The sequence below is a fragment of the Chitinophaga niabensis genome, from assembly GCF_900129465.1.
Classification (GTDB): Bacteria; Bacteroidota; Bacteroidia; order Chitinophagales; family Chitinophagaceae; genus Chitinophaga; species Chitinophaga niabensis.
In genome coordinates, this window is record NZ_FSRA01000002.1 from 1389924 (window position 1) to 1413161 (window position 23238).

The 23238-nt window shown below is 46.3% G+C and carries 25 protein-coding genes; 23 read left to right on the forward strand and 2 right to left on the reverse strand.

What is annotated here, in order from left to right; translation table 11 throughout:
* The first annotated feature begins 2 nt into the window (after positions 1-2).
* The gene (locus tag BUR42_RS22865; RefSeq protein WP_074241902.1) at positions 3-1148 is read left to right on the forward strand and encodes a glycosyltransferase; all 1146 of its coding nucleotides are present in this window, start codon (positions 3-5) and stop codon (positions 1146-1148) included.
* A gap of 14 nt (positions 1149-1162) precedes the next feature.
* On the opposite strand, the gene BUR42_RS22870 is transcribed toward BUR42_RS22865, so the two are convergent.
* Positions 1163-2155, reverse strand: a complete 993-nt coding sequence (locus BUR42_RS22870) for a terpene synthase family protein (RefSeq protein ID WP_074241903.1) — start codon at positions 2153-2155, stop codon at positions 1163-1165.
* 286 nt (positions 2156-2441) lie between these two features.
* On the opposite strand from BUR42_RS22870, the gene BUR42_RS22875 reads away from it, so the two are divergent.
* The 22 genes from BUR42_RS22875 to BUR42_RS22980 all read left to right on the forward strand — a co-directional run bounded on the left by BUR42_RS22875 (position 2442) and on the right by BUR42_RS22980 (position 22442).
* A complete protein-coding gene (locus tag BUR42_RS22875) occupies positions 2442-3572 on the forward strand; it encodes an ABC transporter permease (RefSeq protein WP_074241904.1) in 1131 nt (376 codons plus the stop codon).
* A gap of 72 nt (positions 3573-3644) precedes the next feature.
* Positions 3645-4079: a hypothetical protein gene (locus tag BUR42_RS22880; protein WP_143197553.1), complete on the forward strand. Its 435-nt coding sequence runs from the start codon at positions 3645-3647 to the stop codon at positions 4077-4079.
* A gap of 115 nt (positions 4080-4194) precedes the next feature.
* Positions 4195-5265, forward strand: a complete 1071-nt coding sequence (locus BUR42_RS22885) for a glycosyltransferase (RefSeq protein WP_074241906.1) — start codon at positions 4195-4197, stop codon at positions 5263-5265.
* 50 nt (positions 5266-5315) lie between these two features.
* Positions 5316-5663 (forward strand): gliding motility protein GldC, encoded by a 348-nt coding sequence (gene gldC, locus BUR42_RS22890; protein WP_074241907.1) that lies wholly within the window; start codon positions 5316-5318, stop codon positions 5661-5663.
* 16 nt (positions 5664-5679) lie between these two features.
* Positions 5680-6129 carry a GatB/YqeY domain-containing protein gene (locus BUR42_RS22895; RefSeq protein WP_074241908.1) on the forward strand — a complete coding sequence of 150 codons (450 nt, stop codon included), beginning with the start codon at positions 5680-5682 and terminating at the stop codon, positions 6127-6129.
* Positions 6130-6136: 7 nt separating this feature from the next.
* Positions 6137-6679 carry a CvpA family protein gene (locus BUR42_RS22900; RefSeq protein WP_074241909.1) on the forward strand — a complete coding sequence of 181 codons (543 nt, stop codon included), beginning with the start codon at positions 6137-6139 and terminating at the stop codon, positions 6677-6679.
* Positions 6680-6747: 68 nt separating this feature from the next.
* Positions 6748-7533 carry an alpha/beta fold hydrolase gene (locus BUR42_RS22905; protein ID WP_074241910.1) on the forward strand — a complete coding sequence of 262 codons (786 nt, stop codon included), beginning with the start codon at positions 6748-6750 and terminating at the stop codon, positions 7531-7533.
* A gap of 112 nt (positions 7534-7645) precedes the next feature.
* Positions 7646-8308: a CBS domain-containing protein gene (locus BUR42_RS22910; RefSeq protein ID WP_074241911.1), complete on the forward strand. Its 663-nt coding sequence runs from the start codon at positions 7646-7648 to the stop codon at positions 8306-8308.
* A 38-nt stretch (positions 8309-8346) separates the two neighbouring features.
* Positions 8347-9780, forward strand: coding sequence for a POTRA domain-containing protein (locus tag BUR42_RS22915; protein WP_084185769.1), 1434 nt, complete (start codon positions 8347-8349; stop codon positions 9778-9780).
* A gap of 21 nt (positions 9781-9801) precedes the next feature.
* Positions 9802-10692, forward strand: a complete 891-nt coding sequence (locus BUR42_RS22920; RefSeq protein WP_074241913.1) for an NAD kinase — start codon at positions 9802-9804, stop codon at positions 10690-10692.
* Positions 10693-10753: 61 nt separating this feature from the next.
* Positions 10754-11617 carry a type IX secretion system protein PorG gene (gene porG / locus BUR42_RS22925; protein WP_074241914.1) on the forward strand — a complete coding sequence of 288 codons (864 nt, stop codon included), beginning with the start codon at positions 10754-10756 and terminating at the stop codon, positions 11615-11617.
* Positions 11618-11750: 133 nt separating this feature from the next.
* Complete coding sequence (locus BUR42_RS22930; protein WP_074241915.1) at positions 11751-12512, forward strand: isoprenyl transferase; 762 nt, start codon at positions 11751-11753, stop codon at positions 12510-12512.
* Positions 12493-15240, forward strand: coding sequence for a BamA/OMP85 family outer membrane protein (locus tag BUR42_RS22935; protein WP_074241916.1), 2748 nt, complete (start codon positions 12493-12495; stop codon positions 15238-15240). The genes BUR42_RS22930 and BUR42_RS22935 overlap by 20 nt, the downstream gene beginning before the upstream one ends.
* 76 nt (positions 15241-15316) lie before the next feature.
* On the forward strand, positions 15317-15832 hold the full coding sequence (locus tag BUR42_RS22940) for an OmpH/Skp family outer membrane protein (RefSeq protein WP_074241917.1): 516 nt from the start codon (positions 15317-15319) through the stop codon (positions 15830-15832).
* Positions 15833-15892: 60 nt separating this feature from the next.
* Positions 15893-16429, forward strand: a complete 537-nt coding sequence (locus BUR42_RS22945) for an OmpH/Skp family outer membrane protein (RefSeq protein WP_074241918.1) — start codon at positions 15893-15895, stop codon at positions 16427-16429.
* A gap of 325 nt (positions 16430-16754) precedes the next feature.
* A complete protein-coding gene (gene rpmH, locus BUR42_RS22950) occupies positions 16755-16910 on the forward strand; it encodes a 50S ribosomal protein L34 (protein ID WP_012788729.1) in 156 nt (51 codons plus the stop codon).
* A 22-nt stretch (positions 16911-16932) separates the two neighbouring features.
* Positions 16933-17316: a ribonuclease P protein component gene (locus BUR42_RS22955; RefSeq protein ID WP_262488019.1), complete on the forward strand. Its 384-nt coding sequence runs from the start codon at positions 16933-16935 to the stop codon at positions 17314-17316.
* An 11-nt stretch (positions 17317-17327) separates the two neighbouring features.
* Complete coding sequence (gene yidD / locus BUR42_RS22960) at positions 17328-17558, forward strand: membrane protein insertion efficiency factor YidD (protein WP_200798352.1); 231 nt, start codon at positions 17328-17330, stop codon at positions 17556-17558.
* Between the two features lie 33 nt (positions 17559-17591).
* Positions 17592-19253, forward strand: coding sequence for a S41 family peptidase (locus tag BUR42_RS22965; protein WP_074241921.1), 1662 nt, complete (start codon positions 17592-17594; stop codon positions 19251-19253).
* A 175-nt stretch (positions 19254-19428) separates the two neighbouring features.
* Entirely contained in the window at positions 19429-20238 is an 810-nt protein-coding gene (locus tag BUR42_RS22970) for an endonuclease/exonuclease/phosphatase family protein (RefSeq protein ID WP_084185770.1), read from the forward strand.
* Positions 20239-20276: 38 nt separating this feature from the next.
* Positions 20277-21662 (forward strand): Gfo/Idh/MocA family protein, encoded by a 1386-nt coding sequence (locus BUR42_RS22975; protein ID WP_074241922.1) that lies wholly within the window; start codon positions 20277-20279, stop codon positions 21660-21662.
* 3 nt (positions 21663-21665) lie between these two features.
* A complete protein-coding gene (locus BUR42_RS22980; RefSeq protein WP_074241923.1) occupies positions 21666-22442 on the forward strand; it encodes a 3-keto-disaccharide hydrolase in 777 nt (258 codons plus the stop codon).
* 99 nt (positions 22443-22541) lie between these two features.
* Here the strand turns inward: BUR42_RS22980 and BUR42_RS22985 are convergent, their stop codons facing one another.
* Positions 22542-23135, reverse strand: a complete 594-nt coding sequence (locus tag BUR42_RS22985) for a superoxide dismutase (RefSeq protein WP_074241924.1) — start codon at positions 23133-23135, stop codon at positions 22542-22544.
* Positions 23136-23238 lie beyond the last annotated feature (103 nt).

Consider the following 23238-nt stretch of genomic DNA (forward strand, 5'->3'; position numbering starts at 1 on the left):
GCATGAATGCTTTATTGATCGTCACCCTTGGCCTCGCTTTTTTATACGGAATCCTCATGCTGTCCTATTGTTACGGCTGGGCGCGTCTGCACACGTTTTATCCTTCCAGGCATGCTTATACTTTTAATACAAAAGTAACCGTGGTCATTCCTGCACGCGATGAAGAGAACAACCTGCCGCCCTTGCTGGAAGCCCTGCAGCAGCAAAGCTATCCGGCTAACCTGTTTGAAGTGATAGTAGTGGATGATTTTTCGGAAGATACCACTGCGGATGTAGTGCGGTACTTTCCGGCAGAGAATGTCCGGCTGGTGCGCATGAGCGATCACCTGGACAAAACACAACGGCTGAATTCCTATAAGAAGAAAGCGATAGAACTGGCGATCAAAGAAGCTACCGGCCATCTGATCGTAACAACCGATGCGGATTGTGTGATGGGGCCCAAGTGGCTGGAAACCATGGTGAAGTTCTATGAAACTTACCGCCCGCGTTTTATTGCTGCACCGGTGGCTTATCATGAAGAGGATAATTTCTTCAAGCGGTTACAGTCGCTGGACTTTATGACCATGCAGGGGATTACCGGAGCAGTGGCATATCTGCAAACAGGAACCATGTGTAATGGTGCTAACCTTGCGTATGAGAAAAGTGCCTTTGAGGAAGTAGGTGGTTTTATGGGAATAGATATGATCGCTTCAGGAGATGATATGCTGCTGATGTACAAGATCTATCATGCTTACCCGGATGGTGTGCGTTATCTGAAAAGCCGGGATGCCATTGTGCGCACCCTGCCCGTGGCAACCGTGAATGGCTTTATGAATCAGCGGATACGCTGGTCTTCCAAAGCAGATAAGTATGAGGATAAACGTGTAACGCGCACGCTGGTACTCGTATATATCTGGAATGTGATGCTGGTGCTGATGGGGGTGGTTACCATCTTCAATCATGAACTGCTGTATTGGTTTGCAGGTGTGCTGATCTATAAAGTAGTGATCGAAACTATCTTCCTGGTGCCGGTGGCCGGTTTCTTTCAAAAGCTTTCCCAGCTGGCCTGGTTTATTCCCGGGCAGCCATTTCATATTATCTATGTGGTAGTGGCAGGTTGGTTAGGTAAATTCGGATCGTATGAATGGAAGGGGCGCCAGGTGAAGTAGCGCCCCTCCGGAAACTATAATCTGGAGATCACCCAGTTTCCGCTAGCCGTTTCCGTTATATTCATCTTATAACGGGCAGTATCTTGAAAGCTCCAGTCCAGATTTGCTCTCATCCAGGCTTTCAGCACGCCGATGTAACGCCTGAGCTCATCATCCGTTTCTTCACCAAAGGATGGTACTGTTTCAGTTAATGCAATAAAGCGGCGTACTTCTTCATCATGCATGCGGGCTGTTTCCATTACAGCCTCTTCGAGGTCCAGTCCTCTTTCTTCTTTTAATACCACAACCAGGTTGTGCACATCGCCCTGGCGGCGTTCTTTTTCAAATGAGAACAGGTCGTTAGCCCAGCAAACCACATTGTTACAGGCAAGGGCCAGTTGCTGAACGGTGTCGTGTAAACGAACTTCATCCGGCAGATAGATGTTTTCCAGTACTTCTATCAGTTCAATGTCTGCAAAGAGGGCCCCGGTATAGGGTCTCTTTTCAATGTAATCCGCAACAGAAGGCGCGCGGTGTTGAATGCGGTTCTCCACTTCCCATAAACATGCATCCAGGTAATCGATCATACTTTTTACGAAACGTTTTTGCCAGGCAGCATTACTGGTCCTGCGCATACGTTTCCATAGATCGGCAAAACTGTTAGCCAGCGGCATGCCTTCCTCGGGAGCCACTACATGATTGTTCTGCAGGATCTGGGTAACGAATGAATGCACCATCTGGAGGTAATCCATTTTTCCGAACATGGATTCATCGTTCTTGTCGTCCAGCAGGAAAAGCCAGGTGTTGAATTCAGAGGCAATGCAGAGTTCATAACGCCCTGCAGTGGGGAATGCCCTGGAAGACAACATGGCAAACTTTGCCCGGCGGAATTTTTCCCGGGCTTTTTCTGATTTTACTAATTCAAAGCGGCTAACCCATTCTGCCGTATGTTTTTCGGCTTCAGTAGCGAAAGGGTTGAGCATAGAAGGGAACGGGCAGTAAATCTGCGGAAATTGGAGCGTTGACATACTTAAATGTTTAATGGTTAATATAAAATGGTTACAATCAATGACTTCTATATCCTGGAATGATGTCTGTGTCTAACTAAAATTTAAGCTATTTTATGAGGATACCGGCATGCATAATGACCGCAGGAGTTGAATTTCGTGTGATATGAATGCATGATTTTCAATGATATATAGTAACGAAAGTGTTATGCATAAATTGCCGGTATAAATGAAGAATATGCAGCATATATAACCTATTTAGAATAGGTGCGGGAAATAACCCGGGTTTCATTAACTTGTAGCCCTCATGGCCCGATCTGTTTCTTTTTCCCGGCAAGCATGGAAACGCCTTAAGCGTAACAAGGGAGCTATGGCCGGAATGACCGTGATCATCCTTGCATTGTTCACCGGCATTTTTGCTTATTTCCTTTCGCCGGACCATACGCCTTTTGCGAATGGGATGGTATTAGAGATCAGCGGGCAGAAGCCGGGTTTCAGTATTGAGATGCTGCACGTACAGAAAACGCAGCCTGTGGCAAAAAGGAGCTGGTTGCATTACCTGGTATATGGGCAGGAATCGGGTGTTACGCTGATCCCTGTGAGGAGCTGGGAGTTCAAACAAGATTCCATCCGGGTAGAAAAATATGTGGATGAGGAAACTACTTTCCCTGAAACCTTTGCGCTGAGCGAGGTATTGAATGCTCCGGTACAAGCTGTGCCTGCAGCCCAGATCATTGTGGGCCGGCAACATTTGAAGCAGCATCATTACTGGCTGGGCACTGATAAATTCGGGCGGGATATCCTCAGCCGCTTATTGGTGGGTACGCGTGTGAGTTTAAGCGTGGGCTGCATTGCCGTATTCATCTCTTTAACCATCGGTATTTTTTTAGGGGCCATTGCCGGATATTTCAGGGGAGCTGTAGATGAGGCGGTGATGTGGCTGATCAATGTGATCTGGAGTGTGCCCACGCTGTTGTTGGTTTTTGCGATCTCACTGGCATTGGGAAAAGGATTCTGGCAGGTGTTCATCGCTGTAGGATTAACGATGTGGGTGAGTGTGGCGAGGATCATCAGGGGCCAGGTGTTAGGACTGAGGGAATTGCAATTTGTGGAAGCTACGCGGGCATTGGGTTACGGGCATGTGCGCACGATCGTGAAACATATTTTACCCAATATTATGGGGCCGGTAATGGTAGTGGCAGCCAGTAATTTTGCTACGGCCATTGTGATAGAAGCAGGATTGAGCTTCCTGGGTGTAGGGGTACAACCGCCGCAACCTTCCTGGGGTTTAATGATCAAGGAAAACTATAATTTTATCATTACACATAACCCTTTGCTGGCCCTGGCACCGGGTGTTGCTATTATGTTACTGGTATTGGCCTTCAACCTGTTAGGTAATGGATTGCGGGATGCGATGGATGTAAAGGGGAAGATATAGTGTTAATTTTAAGGATATATTTGAAAAGCAATATTATTTATTTTAATTTTAATTTGTTTTAACCATACTACTATGCCCTACAAACCATATTTATTGATCCTTTGCGCGCTGGCTATTATGTCCGGCAGTTGCAAAAAAAAGAACGGTCCCGGCGGCACTGTTATACCACCCCCTGCTCCGGAAGCCGAATTAGTAGTTTCCGTTCCCAACATTAATCTGAACAGTGATGTAAATGCTGCACAGGGGCCTACCCTTACAGTGACCATGAAGATCACTTCTACGCCGCTCCCTGCACAAGGGGTAAATATTGTAGTGACTGTTCTGGACCCTGCAGGTGTGCCTATCCCGCAGAATGCGGTAACCACCATCACGGGAGATACGATCACTGTTACCATCATAGGCCTGCCCAGTTTGAAAGTAGCAGATGTTACGATCACGGTAACTTCCAAAGCAAAACCAACAAATACCAAAACGTATAAGTTTGGGGTGATGAACAAAACGCCTTAATTTATTCTTGAGATATTACAAGGGGCTTGTTATATGCAGGAAAGCATAGCACAAGCCTCTTTTCTTTTCGGCATAATTCCACTAGGTTTGTGCAAGGTTCGAATTAGAAATAGCCATGCGTATAGCCGTTAATGCTGTCCCGATGCTCCAGGATACACCTGCAGACACAGGGAATGTGATCACTGAAATGTTGTACCGGTTGTGCCGCCTGCACCCGGATGTTGAATTCCTGCTAATTACAGACTGTCCCTGGCAACCGACGGTAATACTGCCCCCCAATGCGCAGCATATTCTGCTGAAACCATGGACGGGCGGGCGTTTGGGCCAGTATGCCTGGCGCAGATGGCAGTGGAGGAAAGCTATCAGAAAGTATAAGGCAGACAGGGTATTGTGTATAGATGAAGTGCTTCCTGTACCTGTGGATATTCCTGCTTATCTAATGCTCACGCGGCAAACCGAAGTACTCGATCGTGCTTCCACCTCAAAATATATCCGCCAGTATACAGGTATCTTACTCTTCTCTGTTTTTATGCGGGAACAGGTGAATAAGCGTTTTGGTGGCCTGGATGCGAAGATCCATGAGTTACAGCCCGGCGTTTCTGAAACCTATATTCCATTGAACTGGGAGGAAAGAGAAGAGGTGAAAAGGGAGTATGCAGATGGGATGGAATATTATATTTCTGTTGCCAGTATTCATCCGGATAATAATATCAGACCTTTGCTGAAAGCTTTTTCCATGTTGAAGAAAAGGCTGCGTACCAGTATGAAGCTTGTGCTGGCGGGGCGTTTAACGCATGCGGGAGAAGAGATCGCGGAGTCGCTGCAAACCTATAAGTTCAGGGATGATGTGATCTGGGTGGAGAATCCCGAGGAAACAGAACTGGCGCGACTGATAGCAGGGGCTTATGGATTGGTGCATACCGCAGGTGCGGATGGGCTGGCAGTGCCGATCTACATGGCATTACGGTGCCAGGTACCCGCAGTTGCTTTATATGCAGGAGCTTCTCCGGAAGCTGGCGGGGATGCAGCTTTGAATGCAGTGCCGGATGATATTACAGACCTTTCCGAGAAACTGGGAGCTTTATATAAGGATGAAATGCTGCGCAGTAAGCTGCTGGCACATATTACAAGAGCAGAGAGCTGGGATGAGGGAGCTTTGCAGTTAGGGAGGATCATTACTACCTGAGGGCCTAAAAAACAAAAGCTTACTTTTGCAATCTCTAATCAAGAAAAGGTATGACAAAAGAATCTACTATACAGATCAAGGTGGCATTGGATGAACAAAAGGTGCCGGAAAAAATTGAATGGACGGCTTCAGACAGTACAGCCGACCGTATGAATAAAGCGAAAGCCATGATGGTGGCTTTTTGGGATGGGGCGGATAAAACCGCTTTACGTATAGATCTCTGGACGAAAGAAATGATGGTGGATGAAATGGCTGACTTCTTTTTTCAGACCATGATGACGATGGCCGATACTTATCAACGCGCCACGCCATGGGCTGATCAGGCCAATGATCTCCGTGCTTTTGCGCATGAATTCTACAAGAAATTCGAGGAAAAGCTTAAAAATCAGAACCAGTAATCTTAAATAACAGAACATGTCATTAGAATTAGATATCAACGGCGCTATCAAAACCGCCATGCTGGCTAAGGCAGAAGCTGAATTGCGTGCCCTGCGTGCTATTAAGGCTGCCATATTAGTAGCTAAAACAGCAGAAGGTGCCAGCGAACTCACAGAAGAGGATGAGCAGAAACTCCTGCAAAAACTCTCCAAACAACGTAAAGATTCCCTGGAAATATTCCGCCAACAGAACCGTGAAGACCTGGCGAAGAAAGAAGAAGAAGAACTGGCTGTGATTGCCCGTTACCTTCCGCAGCAAATGGATGAAGCGGCACTGCGTACTGCTTTAACTGAGATCATAGCAGCCGTGGGTGCCAGTTCACCAGCAGATATGGGTAAAGTAATGGGTGCTGCCACCAAACAACTGGCTGGCAAAGCTGAAGGCAAAATGATCTCCGCACTTGTAAAAGAACTCCTGACCAAATAATCCGCTTTTGGCCATAGACATACTTTTTGCCGTTATCCTGGCATTTGCCGTCTACAAAGGTTTTACCCGTGGCCTGATCGTTGCGGTGTTTTCCCTTGTGGCCTTTATATTGGGACTGGCTGCCGCGCTTAAATTATCCGCCGTACTGGCGGAATACCTGGCAGGGCATGGTATGCATGGCCGTTGGTGGCCGGTCTTGTGTTTTATTGGTATCTTTCTGGCAGTAGTGATCCTGGTACGTATTGGGGCCGCGGCCCTGGAAAAGGTGGTACAATGGTCTATGCTGGGCTGGATCAACCGTTTGGGAGGGATCATTTTATATGCGCTCGTGTATACTGTAATATATAGCGTACTATTGTGGCTGGCCAATCAATTGTATTGGCTAAGCCCGGAAACCAAGCTGCAATCTGTCGTATATCCTTATATAGAGCCGATCGGACCTAAGGTGATGGAACAAATGGGCAGGGTTATCCCGGTTTTCAGGGATGTATTTGCCGAATTGCAGGGATTTTTTGAAAAAGCTGCTAAAGAAATACCTTCAAATAGATAGGCATTAGGAATTATATGAATTAAGAAAAAGGATTATTTTAGCGCAAATATTGACTTCAAGCATAGGTAATGAATTACGAAATCAAAACACAGGGCAAATTTAAATTCATCGAAGAAGGAGAAGGAGAACCATTGATATTGTTGCATGGATTATTTGGCGCCCTCAGTAATTTCAGCGGCCTCCTGGAGTACTTCAAGCAGTATAACAAGGTGGTGATCCCTTTATTGCCGCTGTTTGACCTGAATATCCTGGAAACCTCCGTTAGCGGGCTGGCTAAATACGTTCACAAGTTCATAGAAACCCGTAACTATACTGATTATCACCTGATGGGCAACTCTCTTGGAGGGCATGTTGCGCTGGTGTATATCCTCAAACACCCTGAAAAAGTGAAGTCACTCATTCTCACCGGAAGCTCCGGTCTTTTTGAGAACGGCATGGGAGAAACCTATCCTAAACGCGGGGATTATGAATATATCCGTAAAAAAACGGAGCTTACTTTCTATGATCCTGCCATGGCTACCAAAGAACTGGTAGACGAGGTGTTTGAGATCACCAGCAACCGCCTGAAAGTGATCAAGATCATTACCCTGGCCAAATCCGCTATCCGGCATAACCTGGGCGAGGAGTTGACGACCATTACCACACCCACCCTCCTGATCTGGGGGAACAATGATACCGTTACACCGCCTATGGTGGGAGAAGAGTTTCATAAGCTCATCCCCAATTCAGAACTGCATTTTATCGATAAATGCGGCCATGCACCCATGATGGAAATGCCCGAAGAGTTCAATGTGATCATGCACGATTTCTTCAAGAGGCTTGCCAGTGGCGCTGTGAAGGTCAATGCCAGCTAACCGTTCATCCTTACTGTCATACCATTGCTCCGGGATTACTTAATTTTTAACAGGTAAGTTTCGCGGTATTGGAATATTCTTTGCTATTATTGTAGCTGAAACACGATCTATTATGTTGGCACAGGAATTAATATCCACCATAGTGCCGGTTTTGAATCCAATGGACACCGGGGCTAAAGCTTTACGCCTGATGAATGAATATCATCTGACGCAATTGCCTATGGTAGTGGATAACAAATACCTGCAGCTGGTGGAGGAAGAGGATATTATAGACTGGGAAGATCCGGACCAGTTGCTGGACACTACGGAAGCCAACCCTTTCAAACCTGCCATCCCTGAAGGGACCCATTTTTACGAAGCGCTTAAGTTATTCTACGATCATAAATTGTCTGTTTTGCCGGTGATCTCCAAAGAACAGGAGTACCTGGGCAGTATTACAAAAGACAATCTGCTGGCCATCCTTGCCCAATATAATGGTGTAAAGGAACCAGGCGGCCTCCTGGTACTGGAGGTAGACCCCCGGAATTACAGCCTGAGCGAGATTGCCCGTATTGCAGAAAGCAATGAGGTGACCCTGCTCAGCGTTAATACCATCACCAATTCCAATACCGGTAAACTGGAAGTGTTGCTTAAAACCAACCGCCAGGAATTACAGGGTATCCTGGCCACTTTCGAGCGCTTTAACTATACCATCAAGTATATGTTCAGCGAGGAGCTGGAAGAAGACCTGCTCAAAAAGAACTACGACCTGCTCATGAATTACATCAGCATGTGATCATTTTCATTTAAAGGAGAACGAACCTACAAGCCTGCATGCGCACTGTTCTAAACATTTCCGCCACATGGCTATTGCTTTTTTTTGCGTTGCCCGCAACAGGGCAGCAGCGGGATACAGTCGCTACCGCCACATTGCAGCCGCTTTCGCTGGATACTAATTACATCATCGTTCGCAACATCCTTGTTTCCGGCAATAAAAAAACACGTACTTCTATTGTATTGAGAGAGCTTAGCCTGAAACCGGGCGATACCGTGTATCTCAGTACATTGGCGGAAACGCTGGAGGCAAGCCGGAAACAATTATTGAATACTTCCCTCTTCCTCAATGCCACCGCCAATGTAAAGAACTGGGAAGGCAGGAGTGCTGACCTTGCTTTTGAAGTATGGGAGCGCTGGTACCTGTTTGCCTTTCCCATCTTTAAACTGGCAGACAGGAATTTTAACCAGTGGTGGGTAGAACAGAAACATAGCCTGAAAAGAGTGAACCTGGGTGTGAAAGCTTTCCAGGATAACCTTACGGGCAGGAACGACGATGTGTATGCAGATGTAACGGTGGGGTATACACAGAAATTCCTGCTGGGCTATAACCTTCCTTACATCGATAATAAGTTCCGTCATGGGATTGGTTTTGTAGTGTCCTACAGCCGCAACCGCGAGATCAATTATATTTCAGATGGTAATAAGCAGCAGTTCTTCCGGCAGGATGATTTCCTGCGGAAACAGTTCCTGCTGGGGCTTACCTATACTTACAGGAAAGCTATCAGCACCCGGCATCAGCTGGTGTTGAACTATTATAATGAATCTGTGAATGATTCCGTAGTGCTTAGGAATCCGGATTACCTGGGTAATGGCAGAAAAGATATGAACTACCTGGAACTGGCTTACCGCCTGCATTACATCCAGGCGGACAGTTGGCAGTATCCCTTAAAAGGCCTGCTGGTGAGTGGGGAGGTATCTAAAGTGGGTATAGGGCCTTTGAGCGGGCTGGATTATCTGAAATTCCGTGTAAAAGCCACTAAGTATTGGGAGCTGGCCCGTAAAACCTATGGTGCCCTGGGCATCCTCGGGCAGGCAAAATTCTCTTCAGATCAACCCTATATTGGCATGCGGGCTATGGGATACAGCGATGATTACCTCCGTGGCCTGGAATATTACGTGATAGACGGCACCAGTTATTTCATCTTCAAATCCACGCTGCGCCGGGAAGTGCTCAACTGGAAAGTAAAACTCCCTATTGTACCTAAAAAGTTCAGTAACCTGCCTATCCGCCTGCTTGTGAAAACATATGGGGATATGGGGTATGCCTATGCAAAACTCACTAAGAACGGCATATTGAATAACAAGATGTTATATACTGCCGGAGCGGGTTTGGACCTCGTGTCCTTCTACGATACCTGCATCCGCTTTGAATACAGCATTAACCAATTGGGCGAAAAAGGACTATTTTTACACGCTAAGCTGGATATGTAACCATTCTAATCGATACTTATAATGCATGTAGCCCTTTACAGTCGCGGATTCGTAAAAGAAGACCTGGAAGATATTCGTTTTCTGCTGGAGGAATTGAACCGTCAGGAGATCACACCTGTTATATTTGAACCCTTTTATAGAGAATTGAGGCCGCATGTACAGTTCTATCCTGAAACAGAGGTTTTTTCCCATGCGGAAGACCTGAACCAGCGGATCGAATTTTTGGTGAGCCTCGGCGGCGACGGTACTTTGCTGGACACGGTGAGCTTTATACGGGATAAAAACATACCCGTGATGGGAGTGAATTTCGGAAGGCTGGGTTTCCTGGCCAGCATTGGCAGGAACGAGATCCACGAAGTGGTGGATTCCCTCATCAGCCGCAATTACGTAGTAGATAAAAGAACGCTCATTCACCTGGACACCAGCATTCCTTTATTCGGGAATGTGCCTTATGCCCTGAATGAGTTCACGATCCATAAGAAAGATACCTCCGCGATGGTAAAGATCCATACCTATCTGAACGGGGAATTCTTAAATACTTACTGGGCGGACGGATTGATAGTAGCCACGCCAACCGGATCTACAGGTTATTCTCTGAGTTGTGGCGGCCCCATCGTTTTCCCGGAAGCCGCGAGTTTTGTGATCACCCCTGTGGCCCCTCACAATCTGAATGTGCGCCCCATTATTGTACCGGACAATAATATCATTTCCTTTGAAGTGGAAGGCCGCAGCGATCAGTTCCTCTGTACCCTGGATTCCAGGATGGAAGTGATAGATAACCGGGTACAGCTGGCGGTAAAGAAAGAAGATTTTTCTATCAGCCTGTTAAGACTAAACGAGGGAAACTTCCTTCACACCTTAAGGAACAAGCTGTTATGGGGGATCGATACCCGTAATGCCGGAAGAAAATAGCGCTCCATTACCCTTTTTTACCATACGAAAAACGTTTAATTTACGTTCTTACAGGATATTTATGCTGCACACGCGTATTCACACAAGGGTTTTACTGGTAGCGGTCTTTATGACGGCTGCCTCTTTAATAAATGGGGCTAAGGCCCAGCAGGAAGAAAGTTATGTTGGGGAGCTGGGCTTCACAGCCGGAGGGGCGCATTATTTTGGCGACCTCAATACCAGCGCTGCCATTAAGGCCACCAAACCTGCTGTGGGGATCTATTACCGCAAATATTTCAACGATTATGTAGGTGCCCGCGTGCATTTTCGCGCCATGCAGCTGGGATATTCAGATGTCTATAATACCAATGAATTTCAACGCCGCCGGAACCTGAGCTTTAACACCAACTTGTATGAGCTGGCGGTACAGGGAGATTTTAACTTCTTCCGTTTTGAGCCGGGCAGTGATGTATACCGGTTTTCGCCCTACCTCACTTTAGGGGCATCTGCCTTTCATTTCAACCCTTACGCTTATTACAATAGTCAGAAATATTTCCTGCAACCCATGAAAACAGAGGGACAGGGCAGTTCCCGTTTCCCGGACAGGAAACCTTACCAGCTGTTTTCTTATGCTTACCTGATAGGCGGCGGGGTGAAATATAACATCAATCGCAGGCTGAACCTGGGTTTGGAAGTGCTTTTCCGCTTTGCCCAAACAGATTACCTGGATGATGTGAGCACTACTTATGCCGGAATTGATCTTTTTCCCACCAAACCAGATGGCAGCAATACCCTGGCGGCGATTTTGCAGGACAGGTCTACAGCCACGGGTGCTCCAATTGGAGAAAGGGGGCGCCAGAGGGGTAACAGCCGGGATAAGGACCAGTTCGCTACCCTTGAATTAACATTAGGGATCCTCTTTACCAGTTACCGCTGTAAGTTCTAAAAGGCGCTACCAGCCAACATTCCCGTTAAAACTACGTTAAAACCGCCTCCTTCCCTTTGCAGGAAAGGGCATAAAGTTATTTTTGTATCTTTGCACACTTTTAGTAAAACTGTTTTAACACGCCTGAATAGTCATGAGCTTGAAGGATCAACTAGACCTGCAACGATTGCCGCGTCACATCGCCATCATTATGGATGGCAATGGGAGGTGGGCCAAAGAACGAGGGCAGGATCGACTTTACGGGCATCATCAGGGAGTGGAAAGTGTGCGGGATATTGTGGAGGGTTGTGCTGAATTAGGCATAGAATACCTTACCTTATACGCTTTTTCTACCGAAAACTGGGATCGGCCGGTGTATGAAGTGAACGGCATCATGGAGTTGCTCGTTACCACTATCCGTAAGGAGGTGGAAACACTTAATAAAAATAACATACGCCTGCACGTGATCGGTGATATGTCTATGCTGCCAGCTCACTGTCAAAGGGAGTTACAGGAAGCTATGGACATCACTGCTCCGAACAGAGGATTGAACCTGGTGATGGCATTGAGCTATAGCGCAAGGTGGGAGATCCTGCAGGCCGCACGTGCCATTGCGAAGGATGCACAGACGGGGAAGCTAAATCCTGACGAGCTTACCCCTGATGTTTGGGAAAAATACCTATGTACTGCTGGACTACCGGATCCTGAACTGATGATCCGAACCAGTGGCGAACACCGTATAAGCAATTTCTTATTGTATCAACTGGCCTACGCAGAACTGTATTTCACGAATACACGCTGGCCCGATTTCCGCAAAGAGAATCTGTACGAAGCCATTTTAAATTATCAAACCAGAGAACGTCGATTCGGCAAAACAAGCGAACAAATACAGCAGAATGAAGAAATTGTTTCCTAAAAGCCTACTGGCCGTAGTTTTATGTTGCAGCGCGGGAATGACTGTGCGCGCCCAGCAAAAGGATACCATCCCCGTACCGGCACAAAAACCAACGGAAGGATTAAATCCCTTTTCACTGGGTAACCCACAGCAATTTGAAATTGCCGACATTGCCGTAACCGGTACTGAATTCCTCGATAAGACCCTGCTGCTCTCTCTCTCCGGCCTTGCCGTTGGAGATAAGGTTGTACTGCCAGGTGACCATTTTGCTAAAGCCATCCAGAGCCTCTGGGGGCAACGCCTGTTTTCTAACATTGCTATTTACATTACAAAAATAGAAGGCAATAAACTGTGGCTGGAAATAGCCCTGGTGGAAAAAGCCCGTATGTCCAACTTTCAGTTCAAAGGTGTAAAGAAAGGAGATGCTGATGAACTCACTACCAAAGCCGGCCTCCGTAAAGGAAGCGTGGTAACGGAAGCACTTCAGCAAAACACCGTGAATGTGATCCATCGCTTTTATGCAGAAAAAGGTTTCCGTAATGTAACCACCCGCATGGAAGAAAGGAAAGATCCGCCACCAGCCATCAACTCTGCTACGGTGATCTTTCATATAGATAAGGGTAAGAAAGTAAAAGTGAACGACATCAACCTCGTAGGTAACTACAGTTTTGCAGACGCTACACTGAAAAAGAAAATGAAAGGCACAAAGGAAACCAGCCGTTTCACTTTGTACCCTGATATGGCCAATCAATGGTCAGACAGTATGGTGAAGTCTTCCAACTACTGGAAAGAAATGGGTTTCCTTTCTGCTACCCGTTCCCTTGCACAACTGGACCCTTACTTCCGTTTCAAACTTTTCTCTTCTGCCAAGTTCAACGAAACGAAGTATTCAGACGACAAAGAAAAACTGATCGCTTTCTATAACTCCAAAGGTCACCGCGATGCGCAGATCCTCAGGGATACTACTTATCCTTCCCTGAAAGGCAACCTCAACATTGAAGTGGAACTGGAAGAGGGTAAAAAATATTATTTCGGTAACATCACCTGGAGAGGTAACACCGTATATAGTGATACCGTGCTTTCCCGTGGTTTAGGGATCCGCAAAGGAGATGTGTATAACCTGGAGCTCTTAGGTAAACGTTTGGGAAATCCTCCCGGCCCTGAAGGCGGAGACATCGGAAGTTTGTATATGGACGATGGTTACCTGTTCTTCCAGGCAGATCCTGTAGAAGTGGGGATCCGTGAAGACACTATCGATTACGAGATCCGTTTGCAGGAAGGCCCGCAGGCTACGATCAAAGACATCCGCATTGCAGGTAACGAAAAAACAAATGAGCACGTGGTACGCCGTGAATTGCGTACACTGCCCGGCGATAAGTTCAGCCGCCAGAACCTGATCCGTTCTCAACGTGAAATTTCACAGCTCGGCTTCTTCAACCCTGAAACGATAGGTATCAACCCTGTTCCCAACATGCAGGAAGGTACAGTGGACATTGATTATAAAGTGGAAGAAAGAGCGAACGACCAGTTGGAACTTTCCGCAGGATGGGGTGGTTACATCGGGTTAACCGGTACCCTGGGGGTAACGTTCAATAACTTCTCCCTCCGTAACATCTTCAAGAAAGAAACATGGGACCCATTACCAAGTGGTGATGGTCAGAAACTGAGTGTGCGGATCTCTTCCAATGGTAAAGCATACCGTTCTTACAACTTCTCCTTTACAGAACCCTGGCTGGGTGGTAAAAAACGGAATCCTTTCTCCGTGAGCTTCTACAGCACTTACCAGAACCCGAATGCCTTCGCAGAATATTACAATCAGCCGGTAAGCAATCCTGGTGCATATTTCAGGGTTGTGGGCGGATCCGTTTCTTTGGGTAAACAATTGAAATGGCCGGATGACTGGTTCTCCCTGATGTACTCTGTGAACTATCAGCGTTATAAACTGAAGGACTTTAACTACTTTGGCCTGGAAGGATTTGATAATGGTGTTTCCAATAACCTTAGCTTCCGCCTCACTTTAGCGCGTTCTTCCGTGGATCAGCAGATCTTCCCGCGCAGTGGTTCCAGCTTCATGATCTTTGGCCAGTTTACGCCGCCTTATTCTTTGTTCAATCCTGACAAGGACTACACCAAAGAACCGATCAAGGATCAGTTTAAATTCATTGAATATCAGAAATATCGTATGAATGCTGAATGGTATGTTCCATTGAGCCGTCCACGCGGTGCTGACAATAAATCACTGGTACTGAAAGTAGCCGCTAAATTCGGTTACCTGGGTAAGTATAATAACCGTACCACCTTATCTCCGTTCGGCCGCTTTGAGCTGGGTGGCGATGGTTTGAGCAACTTTGCGGTATACGACAGGGACATCATCTCCCAACGCGGTTACCCGGTTTATTATACCTCCAATCCTAAATTAAACCCGGAAAGCACTGCGCCACCTGCTGGTTATTCAGGCTTTACCATGTTTAATAAATATGTAGTGGAACTGCGTTATCCCTTCAGTCTCAATCCAAGTTCTACCATTTTCGGCCTCCTTTTCATGGAAGCAGCGAACGGTTACCGGGACTTCAAGGAATATGATCCTTTCCGCCTGAGACGCTCTGTGGGCGTGGGTGCGAGGTTCTATCTCCCCATGTTCGGATTGCTTGGATTTGACTATGGCATAGGTTTGGATAGATTAAGGCCCGGAGGCGGTATGAAGGATGCTGCTAAATTTACCTTCATGTTAGGCTTTGAACCGGAATAAAATATTTATTATATATTGCAAAACTTGTGCGTTGAACGTACGTTAGATAGCAATAAGACTAATAAACCTTTTTCTCATGAAAAGATTATTCATCACTACGGCTTTAGTATTAGGAACTATATTTGGTGCCGCGGCGCAGAAATATTGTGTGATAGATACGAAATACATCCTGGAAAGCATTCCGGACTATAAGGAAGCACAAAAGAAACTGGATGGTGTAGCTGATCAGTGGCAGAAGGAAATAGACGCCAAGTTCCAGGAAGTGGACAAGATGTATAAGTCGTACCAGGCAGAACAGGTAATGCTTACAGAAGATCTGAAGCGTAAAAGAGAGGATGAGATCATCGCCCGGGAGAAAGATGCTAAGGACCTTCAAAAGAAACGTTTTGGCTACGAAGGCGATCTGTTTAAGAAAAGAGAGGAACTCGTAAAACCAATCCAGGATAAGATCTACAATGCTGTACAAAAGCTGGCTGCCAGCAGGATGTACGACTTTGTGCTGGACAAATCAGGCGGTGTTACCGTTATATTTTCCGATCCCAAGCTGGATAAAAGCGAAGAGATCCTCCGCGCATTGGGGGTGAAAAAATAATCCTTTACCATCTTTACCTATAACTTTTTAAATTTCTTTTAAACACAAGACAACAACATCATGAAGAAGTATGTAATTATTGCCTTTGTTGCATTCACCGGATTATTCAGTGTGAAGGCCAGCGCACAAGCCAAAATCGCGCATATCAACGCCCAAGCATTGATTGAGAGCATGCCAGAAACTAAAAAAGCACAAGCAGATATTGAAACATTTGCAGCCGGACTGGAAAAGGAAAGTGGTACGTTGGTGGCTGAATACAATAAAAAAATGGCTGATTTCGACAAATCATCCGCTACCGATAGCGAAACAATGAAACAAGTGAAGGTGAAAGAGATCCAGGACGCACAAAAACGCATCCAGGAGTACGAAACCCTCGCTCGTGAGAAGATCGGCAACAAACAGAACGAATTGCTGAAACCAGTATATGACAAAGCCCGTAAAGCGATCGAAGATGTAGCTAAAGAAAAAGGTTACGCTTATGTAATTGACAGCTCCAGCGGTTCTTTGCTCGTTTCTCCTACAGGAGACGATATCCTGGCTGCCGTGAAGACCAAACTGGGTGTTCCTAACACACCAGCTGCTCCGGCCGCTAAATAAGGCTTAATCTGATTTATTTTGGAAGGCCGACCCTTGCGGGTTGGCCTTTCCTGTTATATTATTTTACCCCCCTGGATGGGGTATAGGATAGTAGAACAAGTGATATACACGTGGTGAACACGTGATATAGCCTTGCTTTTGGTAAAATAGTACCATAGGATGCGCCATGGCTGTGGAAATTTTGGACTTTTCCGGCTCTGACTTTGTGATTCTAAATATTTTATCCTACCTTTGCCTTCCGTTTTAAACGGGGCTGATCACTTCGCCCGCCTGAAAGACGGGATGGGTAACAAGTTTTAAGTATAAAGGAAAATTAAAAAACAAGATGAAACGTACTTTTCAACCGCACAACAGACGCAGAAAGAGCGTACACGGTTTCAGAAAGAGAATGGAAACTGCCAACGGCCGTAAAGTATTGGCATCCCGCAGAGCGAAGGGCAGAAAGAAGCTGACCGTTTCTGACGAGCGCAAGCTGAAATAATCCGACATCAACTCATATTGCCATAAAAACTTATTCTTTTAACAAGGAGGAGAAGTTAAAAAGCAGGAAAATGATTGAAACGCTTTTTCGCAAAGGAAAAGCGTTTTCTATTTTCCCCTATCGGGTCATTTTCATGCCGGCTACCCTCACTTCGGATAAATATCCTGTTCAGGCCGGTTTTAGTGTATCGTCCCGCAAGTTCCCCCATGCCGTAGACCGTAACCGTATAAAACGGTTAGGCCGCGAATGCTACCGTCTCCAAAAACAGGGACTCTATGATGCCCTTGCCGGTAAATCCACCCAAATGGCTGTTTTTTTTATTTATACAGACAAAAAAATAGCTGATTTCCCTACCCTTCGCGATAAATTTTCGGTAATTTTAGAGAGATTGAAGAAATCCATCTGAGGTGTTGGCTGATGAAGAAATTACTAATTATATTAAGTTTCCCATTTATATTACTGATCAAAATATACCAGTGGTGCATAAGTCCATTCTTAGGCGCCCGCTGCCGGTATACACCCAGTTGCTCCCATTATGGCCTGGAGGCCTTTAAGAAACATGGGATCTTCAAGGGTGGCTGGCTCACTATCAAACGTATCCTGAGTTGCCATCCCTGGGGAGGCCATGGTTATGATCCGGTGCCATAACAGGATGCATTAAGAACCTTTTAAACTTTTTCTATGCGGCGGATATACAAAAAATTAGTGCTGTTCTCCTTATTGGGCCTCTGCCTTGTGTTTGCAGCTTTCCGTACCAGCGATAAATATTTCCTCATTGCCAAGAACCTGGACATTTTTGCCGCGTTCTACCGTGAGCTGAATACCTATTATGTGGAAGACCTTCCGCCTGAAAAGCTTATGCACAAAGGTATTGAAGCCATGCTGGAAGAAACGGACCCCTTCACGGATTTTGTACCGGAAGAGGAACTGGATGAATTGCGTTTTATGGCTACCGGTAAATACGGCGGGGTAGGAACCTCCATTTATACAGAAGGAGAATGGACCTCCATCACGGATGTGTATGAAGGAAGCCCCATGGCTAAAGCCGGTGTGAAAGCAGGAGACATCATTGTTTCCCTCAACGGCAAAAGTGCAAAGAACATGGAACAGGATGATATCAGTCTCATGCTGAAAGGTAATCCCGGTACTTCTTTGGATATCGTACTCCGTCATCCGCTCACGGGTGTGGAAAAGGCTTATAAGATCATCAGGGATGATATCAATGTGAAACCGGTAAGTTATTCCGGCGTGATCCGTAACGACATTGGCTATATTAAAATGAGCCAGTTTACAGAGAACAGCGGTTTACAGGTCCAGCAGGCATTTGAAAAACTGAAACAATCACAACCACAACTGAAAGGACTGATATTGGACCTCCGCGGAAACCCCGGTGGATTACTGGAAGAAGCAGTGACCTTATCCAATATCTTCATCGATAAAAATCAACTGATCGTTAGCACTAAAGGAAAGGTGAAAAGCTGGGACAGGGAATATAAAACCTCCCAGTCTGCCGTGGATGCACAGGTTCCACTGGTAGTACTCACCAGCCGTACATCTGCATCCGCCGCAGAAATTGTGGCAGGTGCCGTACAGGACCTGGACCGTGGTGTAGTAGTAGGCCAGCGTTCTTATGGAAAGGGACTGGTACAAACCACACGCCCACTGCCTTACAATGCAAAACTGAAAGTGACCACTGCCCGTTATTATACACCCAGCGGCCGTTGCATACAAGCCATCGATTATTCACACAAAACAGAAGATGGAGAAGCAGTGTATGTGGCGGATTCCCTGCGCCGTTCTTTTGTAACAGCAGGTGGCAGGCCTGTTAAAGATGGTGGTGGAATTGAACCGGATGCGAAAGTGGAAAGCATGGTACTGAGCCAGGTAGCGATCACTTTACTGCGCAAACAGTTCATCTTCGATTATGCTACCCGTTATTATTATGCCCATCCACAGGTGAAGCCGGCATCCCAGTTCTCACTCACGGATGCAGAGTTCAATGACTTTGAAAAATTCCTGGATGGGAAAGACTATAGTTACAAAACCCGTTCAGAAGAGGCCCTTGAAGGTTTTCGCACTACTGCAGAGCGGGAAAAATATTATGATGGCTTATCTAAAGAGTTTGATGCTTTGCAGCAGAAAATGAAGCACGATAAAAAGCAGGATATGCTGAAGAATAAAACAGAGATCCGTCAACTGCTGGAAGAAGAGATCATGAACCGTTACTATCCCCAACTGGGCAGGATAGAAAAGGGCTTGAGCTGGGATAAGGATGTGGATGAGGCGGTGAGCCTGTTGCATGCGCCGGCAAAGTACCAGGCTTTGTTGCAGAAGAAGAATTAGGAAGCCGGCCTGCTGTAGGCCGGGTGCGGAAACTATTCAAACAATGCAGGCCGCTTTTATAAATTTTGAATAAGTATTCGTACTTATTCATAAATGCAACCCATTGCAAAAAATATTAACAATTTAGCGGTGCCTTACCATTGCATAGCTAAATTGTTTTTCGTTTTTTTAGGGTATGTATGAATTAAGCCGCTTCCATCTTGCATTATTGATGGTAATAACCCTGGGCGCCTGCTCCGCCGGGAAAACTGTAACCACTGCTAAAACAAGCTCCGTCAATGTTCTTTGTTATAACATCCATGTGGCCAATCCTCCTTCTGTAAAAGGCAAGAAAGATATTCCCGCTATTGCAAAGGTGATCAGCGATGTACAGCCGGATATTGTACTGCTGCAGGAAGTAGATGTACATACCGCACGTTCCGGTAAAGATGTGCACCAGGCGGAAGAGCTGGCTAAAAGCAGTAAAATGGCTTACTTCTTTGCCAAAGGAATAGACTACGACGGAGGAGAATATGGCATTGCCATTCTCACGCATTATCCCATTATTGAAAAAAAGAGATATCCTTTAACAACCGTAGCAGGGACAAATGGTGAGCCACGCGTATTAGCTACTGTGTTATTACAACTTCCGGAAAATAAACGTTTGCTGGTAGCCTGTACTCACCTGGATGCACAAAGAGGTGATACCAACCGCCTGGTGCAGATCAAAGAGGTAACAGCGATATTAAAAGATCAGCCTTACCCGGTTATTCTGGCAGGAGATTTGAACGCTCCGGAGGGCAGCCCTGTTATTGATATACTGGATCAGCATTTTACCCGTAGTTGTAAGGACTGCGGATTTACCATCCCGGTGGAGAACCCACGCCGGTGTATTGATTTCATATCCTTTACACCAGGGAAATTTGAGGTGGAAAAACACCAGGTGATCCAGGAGAAATACGCATCGGACCATTTACCCGTGAACGCTGTTTTGCGTTTCAAATAGCAATCGTTTTATCTTTAAATAAATAAAATATACTTAGCATGACGGAAAATTCTCAAGGTAACTCACGGCGCGGTTTTATTACCAAACTGGCCAAAACCGTAGTGGGAGCCTCTTTACTTCCAAACATCATTACAGCGGCAGACCGGAAGAGAAGTCTGGAACAACTCTCCCGTCAGAATGATAAATACAGTGCTAACGATCAAATCCAGATAGCATTGATCGGAGCGGGTGGAATGGGAACGGCAGATGCAAATACCGCCATACAAGTACCCGGTGTGAAACTGATCGCTGCCTGCGATCTGTACGATGGCCGCCTGGCAGATGCTAAAAAGAAATGGGGCAGTGATATTTACACCACGCGTGATTACAAAGAGATCCTGGAACGCAAGGACATTGATGCCGTGATCATTGCCACGCCGGACAGCTGGCATAAAGATATTTCTGTTGCTGCCATGAACAAAGGCAAGAGCGTATACTGCGAAAAGCCAATGGTGCACGATGTTTCAGAAGGTGCAGCAGTAGTGGAAGCACAGAACCGCAACAAGGTGATCTATGAAGTGGGCAGCCAGGGTGTTAGCTCACTGGGTAATGAAAAAGCCCGCCAGTTGCTGAAAGACGGTGCTATCGGTCAACTGAACTATGCGGAAGGTTTCTGGGCGAGGATGTCTCCATTCGGAGCATGGCAATACCCCATCCCTGCGGACGCTTCTCCATCAACAGTAGGCTGGGATGCTTACCTGGCCAACAACACCAAACGCGCATTTGATCCATTACGTTTCTTCCGCTGGAGGAATTACCGGGATTATGGTACCGGCGTTTCCGGCGACCTTTTCGTACACTTGTTCTCCAGTCTCCATTTGGTAACGGGTTCCATAGGGCCGGAAAAGATCATGGCTACCGGTGGTTTGCGTTACTGGAAAGACGGAAGGGAAGTACCCGATGTAATGCTGGGTATGTTCGATTATCCTGAAACCAAGATCCATCCTGCATTTAACCTGAGCCTTCGTGTGAACTTTGTGGACGGAACAGGTGGAACCAACTATCTCCGCATGGTAGGTAGCGAAGGTTCCATGACGGTTGAGTGGGATAAAGTGACCCTTTACAGGAACAAAGCTTATGCGGCTTCTGACGATCCATTGCTGCAAACAAAAAACCAGAAAGATACCGGCAGGCAGTATGTATACGAGCGTAAGGATATGCTGGCACCGGAAAAAATGGAATACGTAGCAGAAGAAGGATACAAAGGCGCGCACTTTGATCACTTCTACAACCTGTTCAATGCTATGCGTACCAAAGGTAAAGTGAGCGAGGATGCACTGTTTGGCTTCCGCGCTGCTGCACCTGCCCTGTTGTGTAACGATAGTTATTTCCAGAACAAGATCATGCACTGGAACCCGGAAACTTTGAAAACTGTAAATAAATAATTTATGAAAAGATTAGCGCTCCCCGCATTCTGCATAGCTATGATAGGCTTTGCCTCCTGCGGAAATGCAGGAAAAACGGAAGAGAAAAAGGATTCACTGGCAATAGGCAGTGAAAATAAAACAGCTACGGAAGCTCCTGCCAATGTTTTAACCGATACTGAAAAAGCAGAAGGCTGGAAACTCCTGTTCAACGGCACCAACCTGGATGGCTGGAGAATGTACAAGAACAAGGAAAACAAAACCTGGTCTGCCCAGGATGGTACGATTCACTGCACAGGCAGCACCACGGATAAAAGTGATATGCGTGCAGACCTGCTCAGCAATGACCAGTTTGAGAACTTTGAACTGGTGGCTGACTGGAAAATAGCACCACAAGGGAACAGCGGTATCCTCTACCTGGTAACAGAAGAGTTTGAGGCACCTTATATGAGCGGCCCTGAATATCAACTGATAGACGATGAGAACTTCCCGGAGAAGCTGGAAGACTGGCAGAAGTCAGGTGCTAACTACGCTATGAACCCTCCTTCCAAACTGGCTGCAAAACCAATTGGCGAATGGAACCATACCCGTATTGTATTAAACAAGGGGCACCTGGAACATTGGCTGAATGGGGAGAAAGTGGTAGATACAGAGATGTGGACACCGGAATGGACGAAGAACAAAACAACCGGTAAATGGAAGGACTACAAAGGATATGGCGTTGCTAAGAAAGGTCATATCTGCGTACAGGACCATGGCAGTGAGATCTGGTTTAAGAATGTGAAGATCAAGGAACTGTAGTTGGTATAGATAAAATAGTAAAAGGGCAGCAGGGTTTAAACCCTGCTGCCCTTTTTAGCTACATAAAGTGAGTTCGCGAAGTGAAACCGCGAAATAGCATTAAAAGCGTTTGCTCACTGCATCCCAGTTCACTACGTTCCAGAAAGCGGCGAGGTATTCCGCACGGCGGTTCTGGTATTTGAGGTAGTAAGCATGTTCCCAAACGTCTACACCTAATATAGGCGTGCCCTTTACTTCGGCAACATCCATCAGGGGATTATCCTGGTTAGGCGTAGAGGAGATCTCCAGTTTGCCATCTTTCACCAGCAGCCATGCCCAACCGGATCCAAAGCGGGAAACACCGGCAGCATTGAATTTTTCCTTGAATGCATCAAAAGAACCGAAAGTACTGTTGATAGCATCTGCGAGTTTACCACTGGGTGTACCACCTTTGTTAGGTGCCAGGCTTTCCCAGAAAAAGCTGTGGTTCCAGTGACCACCACCGTTGTTACGCACAGCAGGGCTGATAGCGCCGGCTTTGGCAACCAGCTCTTCCAGCGATTTGTTCTCATTCTCAGTGCCGGCAACAGCTTTGTTGAGGTTGTCCACATAAGCCTGGTGGTGTTTGCCGTGATGTATTTCCATCGTTTGCTTGTCGAAATGCGGCTCAAGTGCATCAGAAGCATACGGCAAAGCAGGAAGTGTAAAAGCCATAATCCAATTTTTTTATGGGTTAAAAAATTATTTTCCCTTGTTAGAAGAACCAAATTTAATGCCTAATACGGTAATTGTCAAACCCTTTCTGGGAACCCCTGGA

Coding starts and splice junctions, on each gene's coding strand:
- BUR42_RS22865 (WP_074241902.1), top strand. CDS start 3: ATGAATGCTTTATTGATCGTCACCCTTGGCCTCGCTTTTTTATACGGA.
- BUR42_RS22870 (WP_074241903.1), bottom strand. CDS start 2,155: ATGTCAACGCTCCAATTTCCGCAGATTTACTGCCCGTTCCCTTCTATG.
- BUR42_RS22875 (WP_074241904.1), top strand. CDS start 2,442: ATGGCCCGATCTGTTTCTTTTTCCCGGCAAGCATGGAAACGCCTTAAG.
- BUR42_RS22880 (WP_143197553.1), top strand. CDS start 3,645: ATGCCCTACAAACCATATTTATTGATCCTTTGCGCGCTGGCTATTATG.
- BUR42_RS22885 (WP_074241906.1), top strand. CDS start 4,195: ATGCGTATAGCCGTTAATGCTGTCCCGATGCTCCAGGATACACCTGCA.
- gldC (WP_074241907.1), top strand. CDS start 5,316: ATGACAAAAGAATCTACTATACAGATCAAGGTGGCATTGGATGAACAA.
- BUR42_RS22895 (WP_074241908.1), top strand. CDS start 5,680: ATGTCATTAGAATTAGATATCAACGGCGCTATCAAAACCGCCATGCTG.
- BUR42_RS22905 (WP_074241910.1), top strand. CDS start 6,748: ATGAATTACGAAATCAAAACACAGGGCAAATTTAAATTCATCGAAGAA.
- BUR42_RS22910 (WP_074241911.1), top strand. CDS start 7,646: ATGTTGGCACAGGAATTAATATCCACCATAGTGCCGGTTTTGAATCCA.
- BUR42_RS22915 (WP_084185769.1), top strand. CDS start 8,347: ATGCGCACTGTTCTAAACATTTCCGCCACATGGCTATTGCTTTTTTTT.
- BUR42_RS22920 (WP_074241913.1), top strand. CDS start 9,802: ATGCATGTAGCCCTTTACAGTCGCGGATTCGTAAAAGAAGACCTGGAA.
- porG (WP_074241914.1), top strand. CDS start 10,754: ATGCTGCACACGCGTATTCACACAAGGGTTTTACTGGTAGCGGTCTTT.
- BUR42_RS22930 (WP_074241915.1), top strand. CDS start 11,751: ATGAGCTTGAAGGATCAACTAGACCTGCAACGATTGCCGCGTCACATC.
- BUR42_RS22935 (WP_074241916.1), top strand. CDS start 12,493: ATGAAGAAATTGTTTCCTAAAAGCCTACTGGCCGTAGTTTTATGTTGC.
- BUR42_RS22940 (WP_074241917.1), top strand. CDS start 15,317: ATGAAAAGATTATTCATCACTACGGCTTTAGTATTAGGAACTATATTT.
- BUR42_RS22945 (WP_074241918.1), top strand. CDS start 15,893: ATGAAGAAGTATGTAATTATTGCCTTTGTTGCATTCACCGGATTATTC.
- rpmH (WP_012788729.1), top strand. CDS start 16,755: ATGAAACGTACTTTTCAACCGCACAACAGACGCAGAAAGAGCGTACAC.
- yidD (WP_200798352.1), top strand. CDS start 17,328: ATGAAGAAATTACTAATTATATTAAGTTTCCCATTTATATTACTGATC.
- BUR42_RS22965 (WP_074241921.1), top strand. CDS start 17,592: ATGCGGCGGATATACAAAAAATTAGTGCTGTTCTCCTTATTGGGCCTC.
- BUR42_RS22970 (WP_084185770.1), top strand. CDS start 19,429: ATGTATGAATTAAGCCGCTTCCATCTTGCATTATTGATGGTAATAACC.
- BUR42_RS22975 (WP_074241922.1), top strand. CDS start 20,277: ATGACGGAAAATTCTCAAGGTAACTCACGGCGCGGTTTTATTACCAAA.
- BUR42_RS22980 (WP_074241923.1), top strand. CDS start 21,666: ATGAAAAGATTAGCGCTCCCCGCATTCTGCATAGCTATGATAGGCTTT.
- BUR42_RS22985 (WP_074241924.1), bottom strand. CDS start 23,135: ATGGCTTTTACACTTCCTGCTTTGCCGTATGCTTCTGATGCACTTGAG.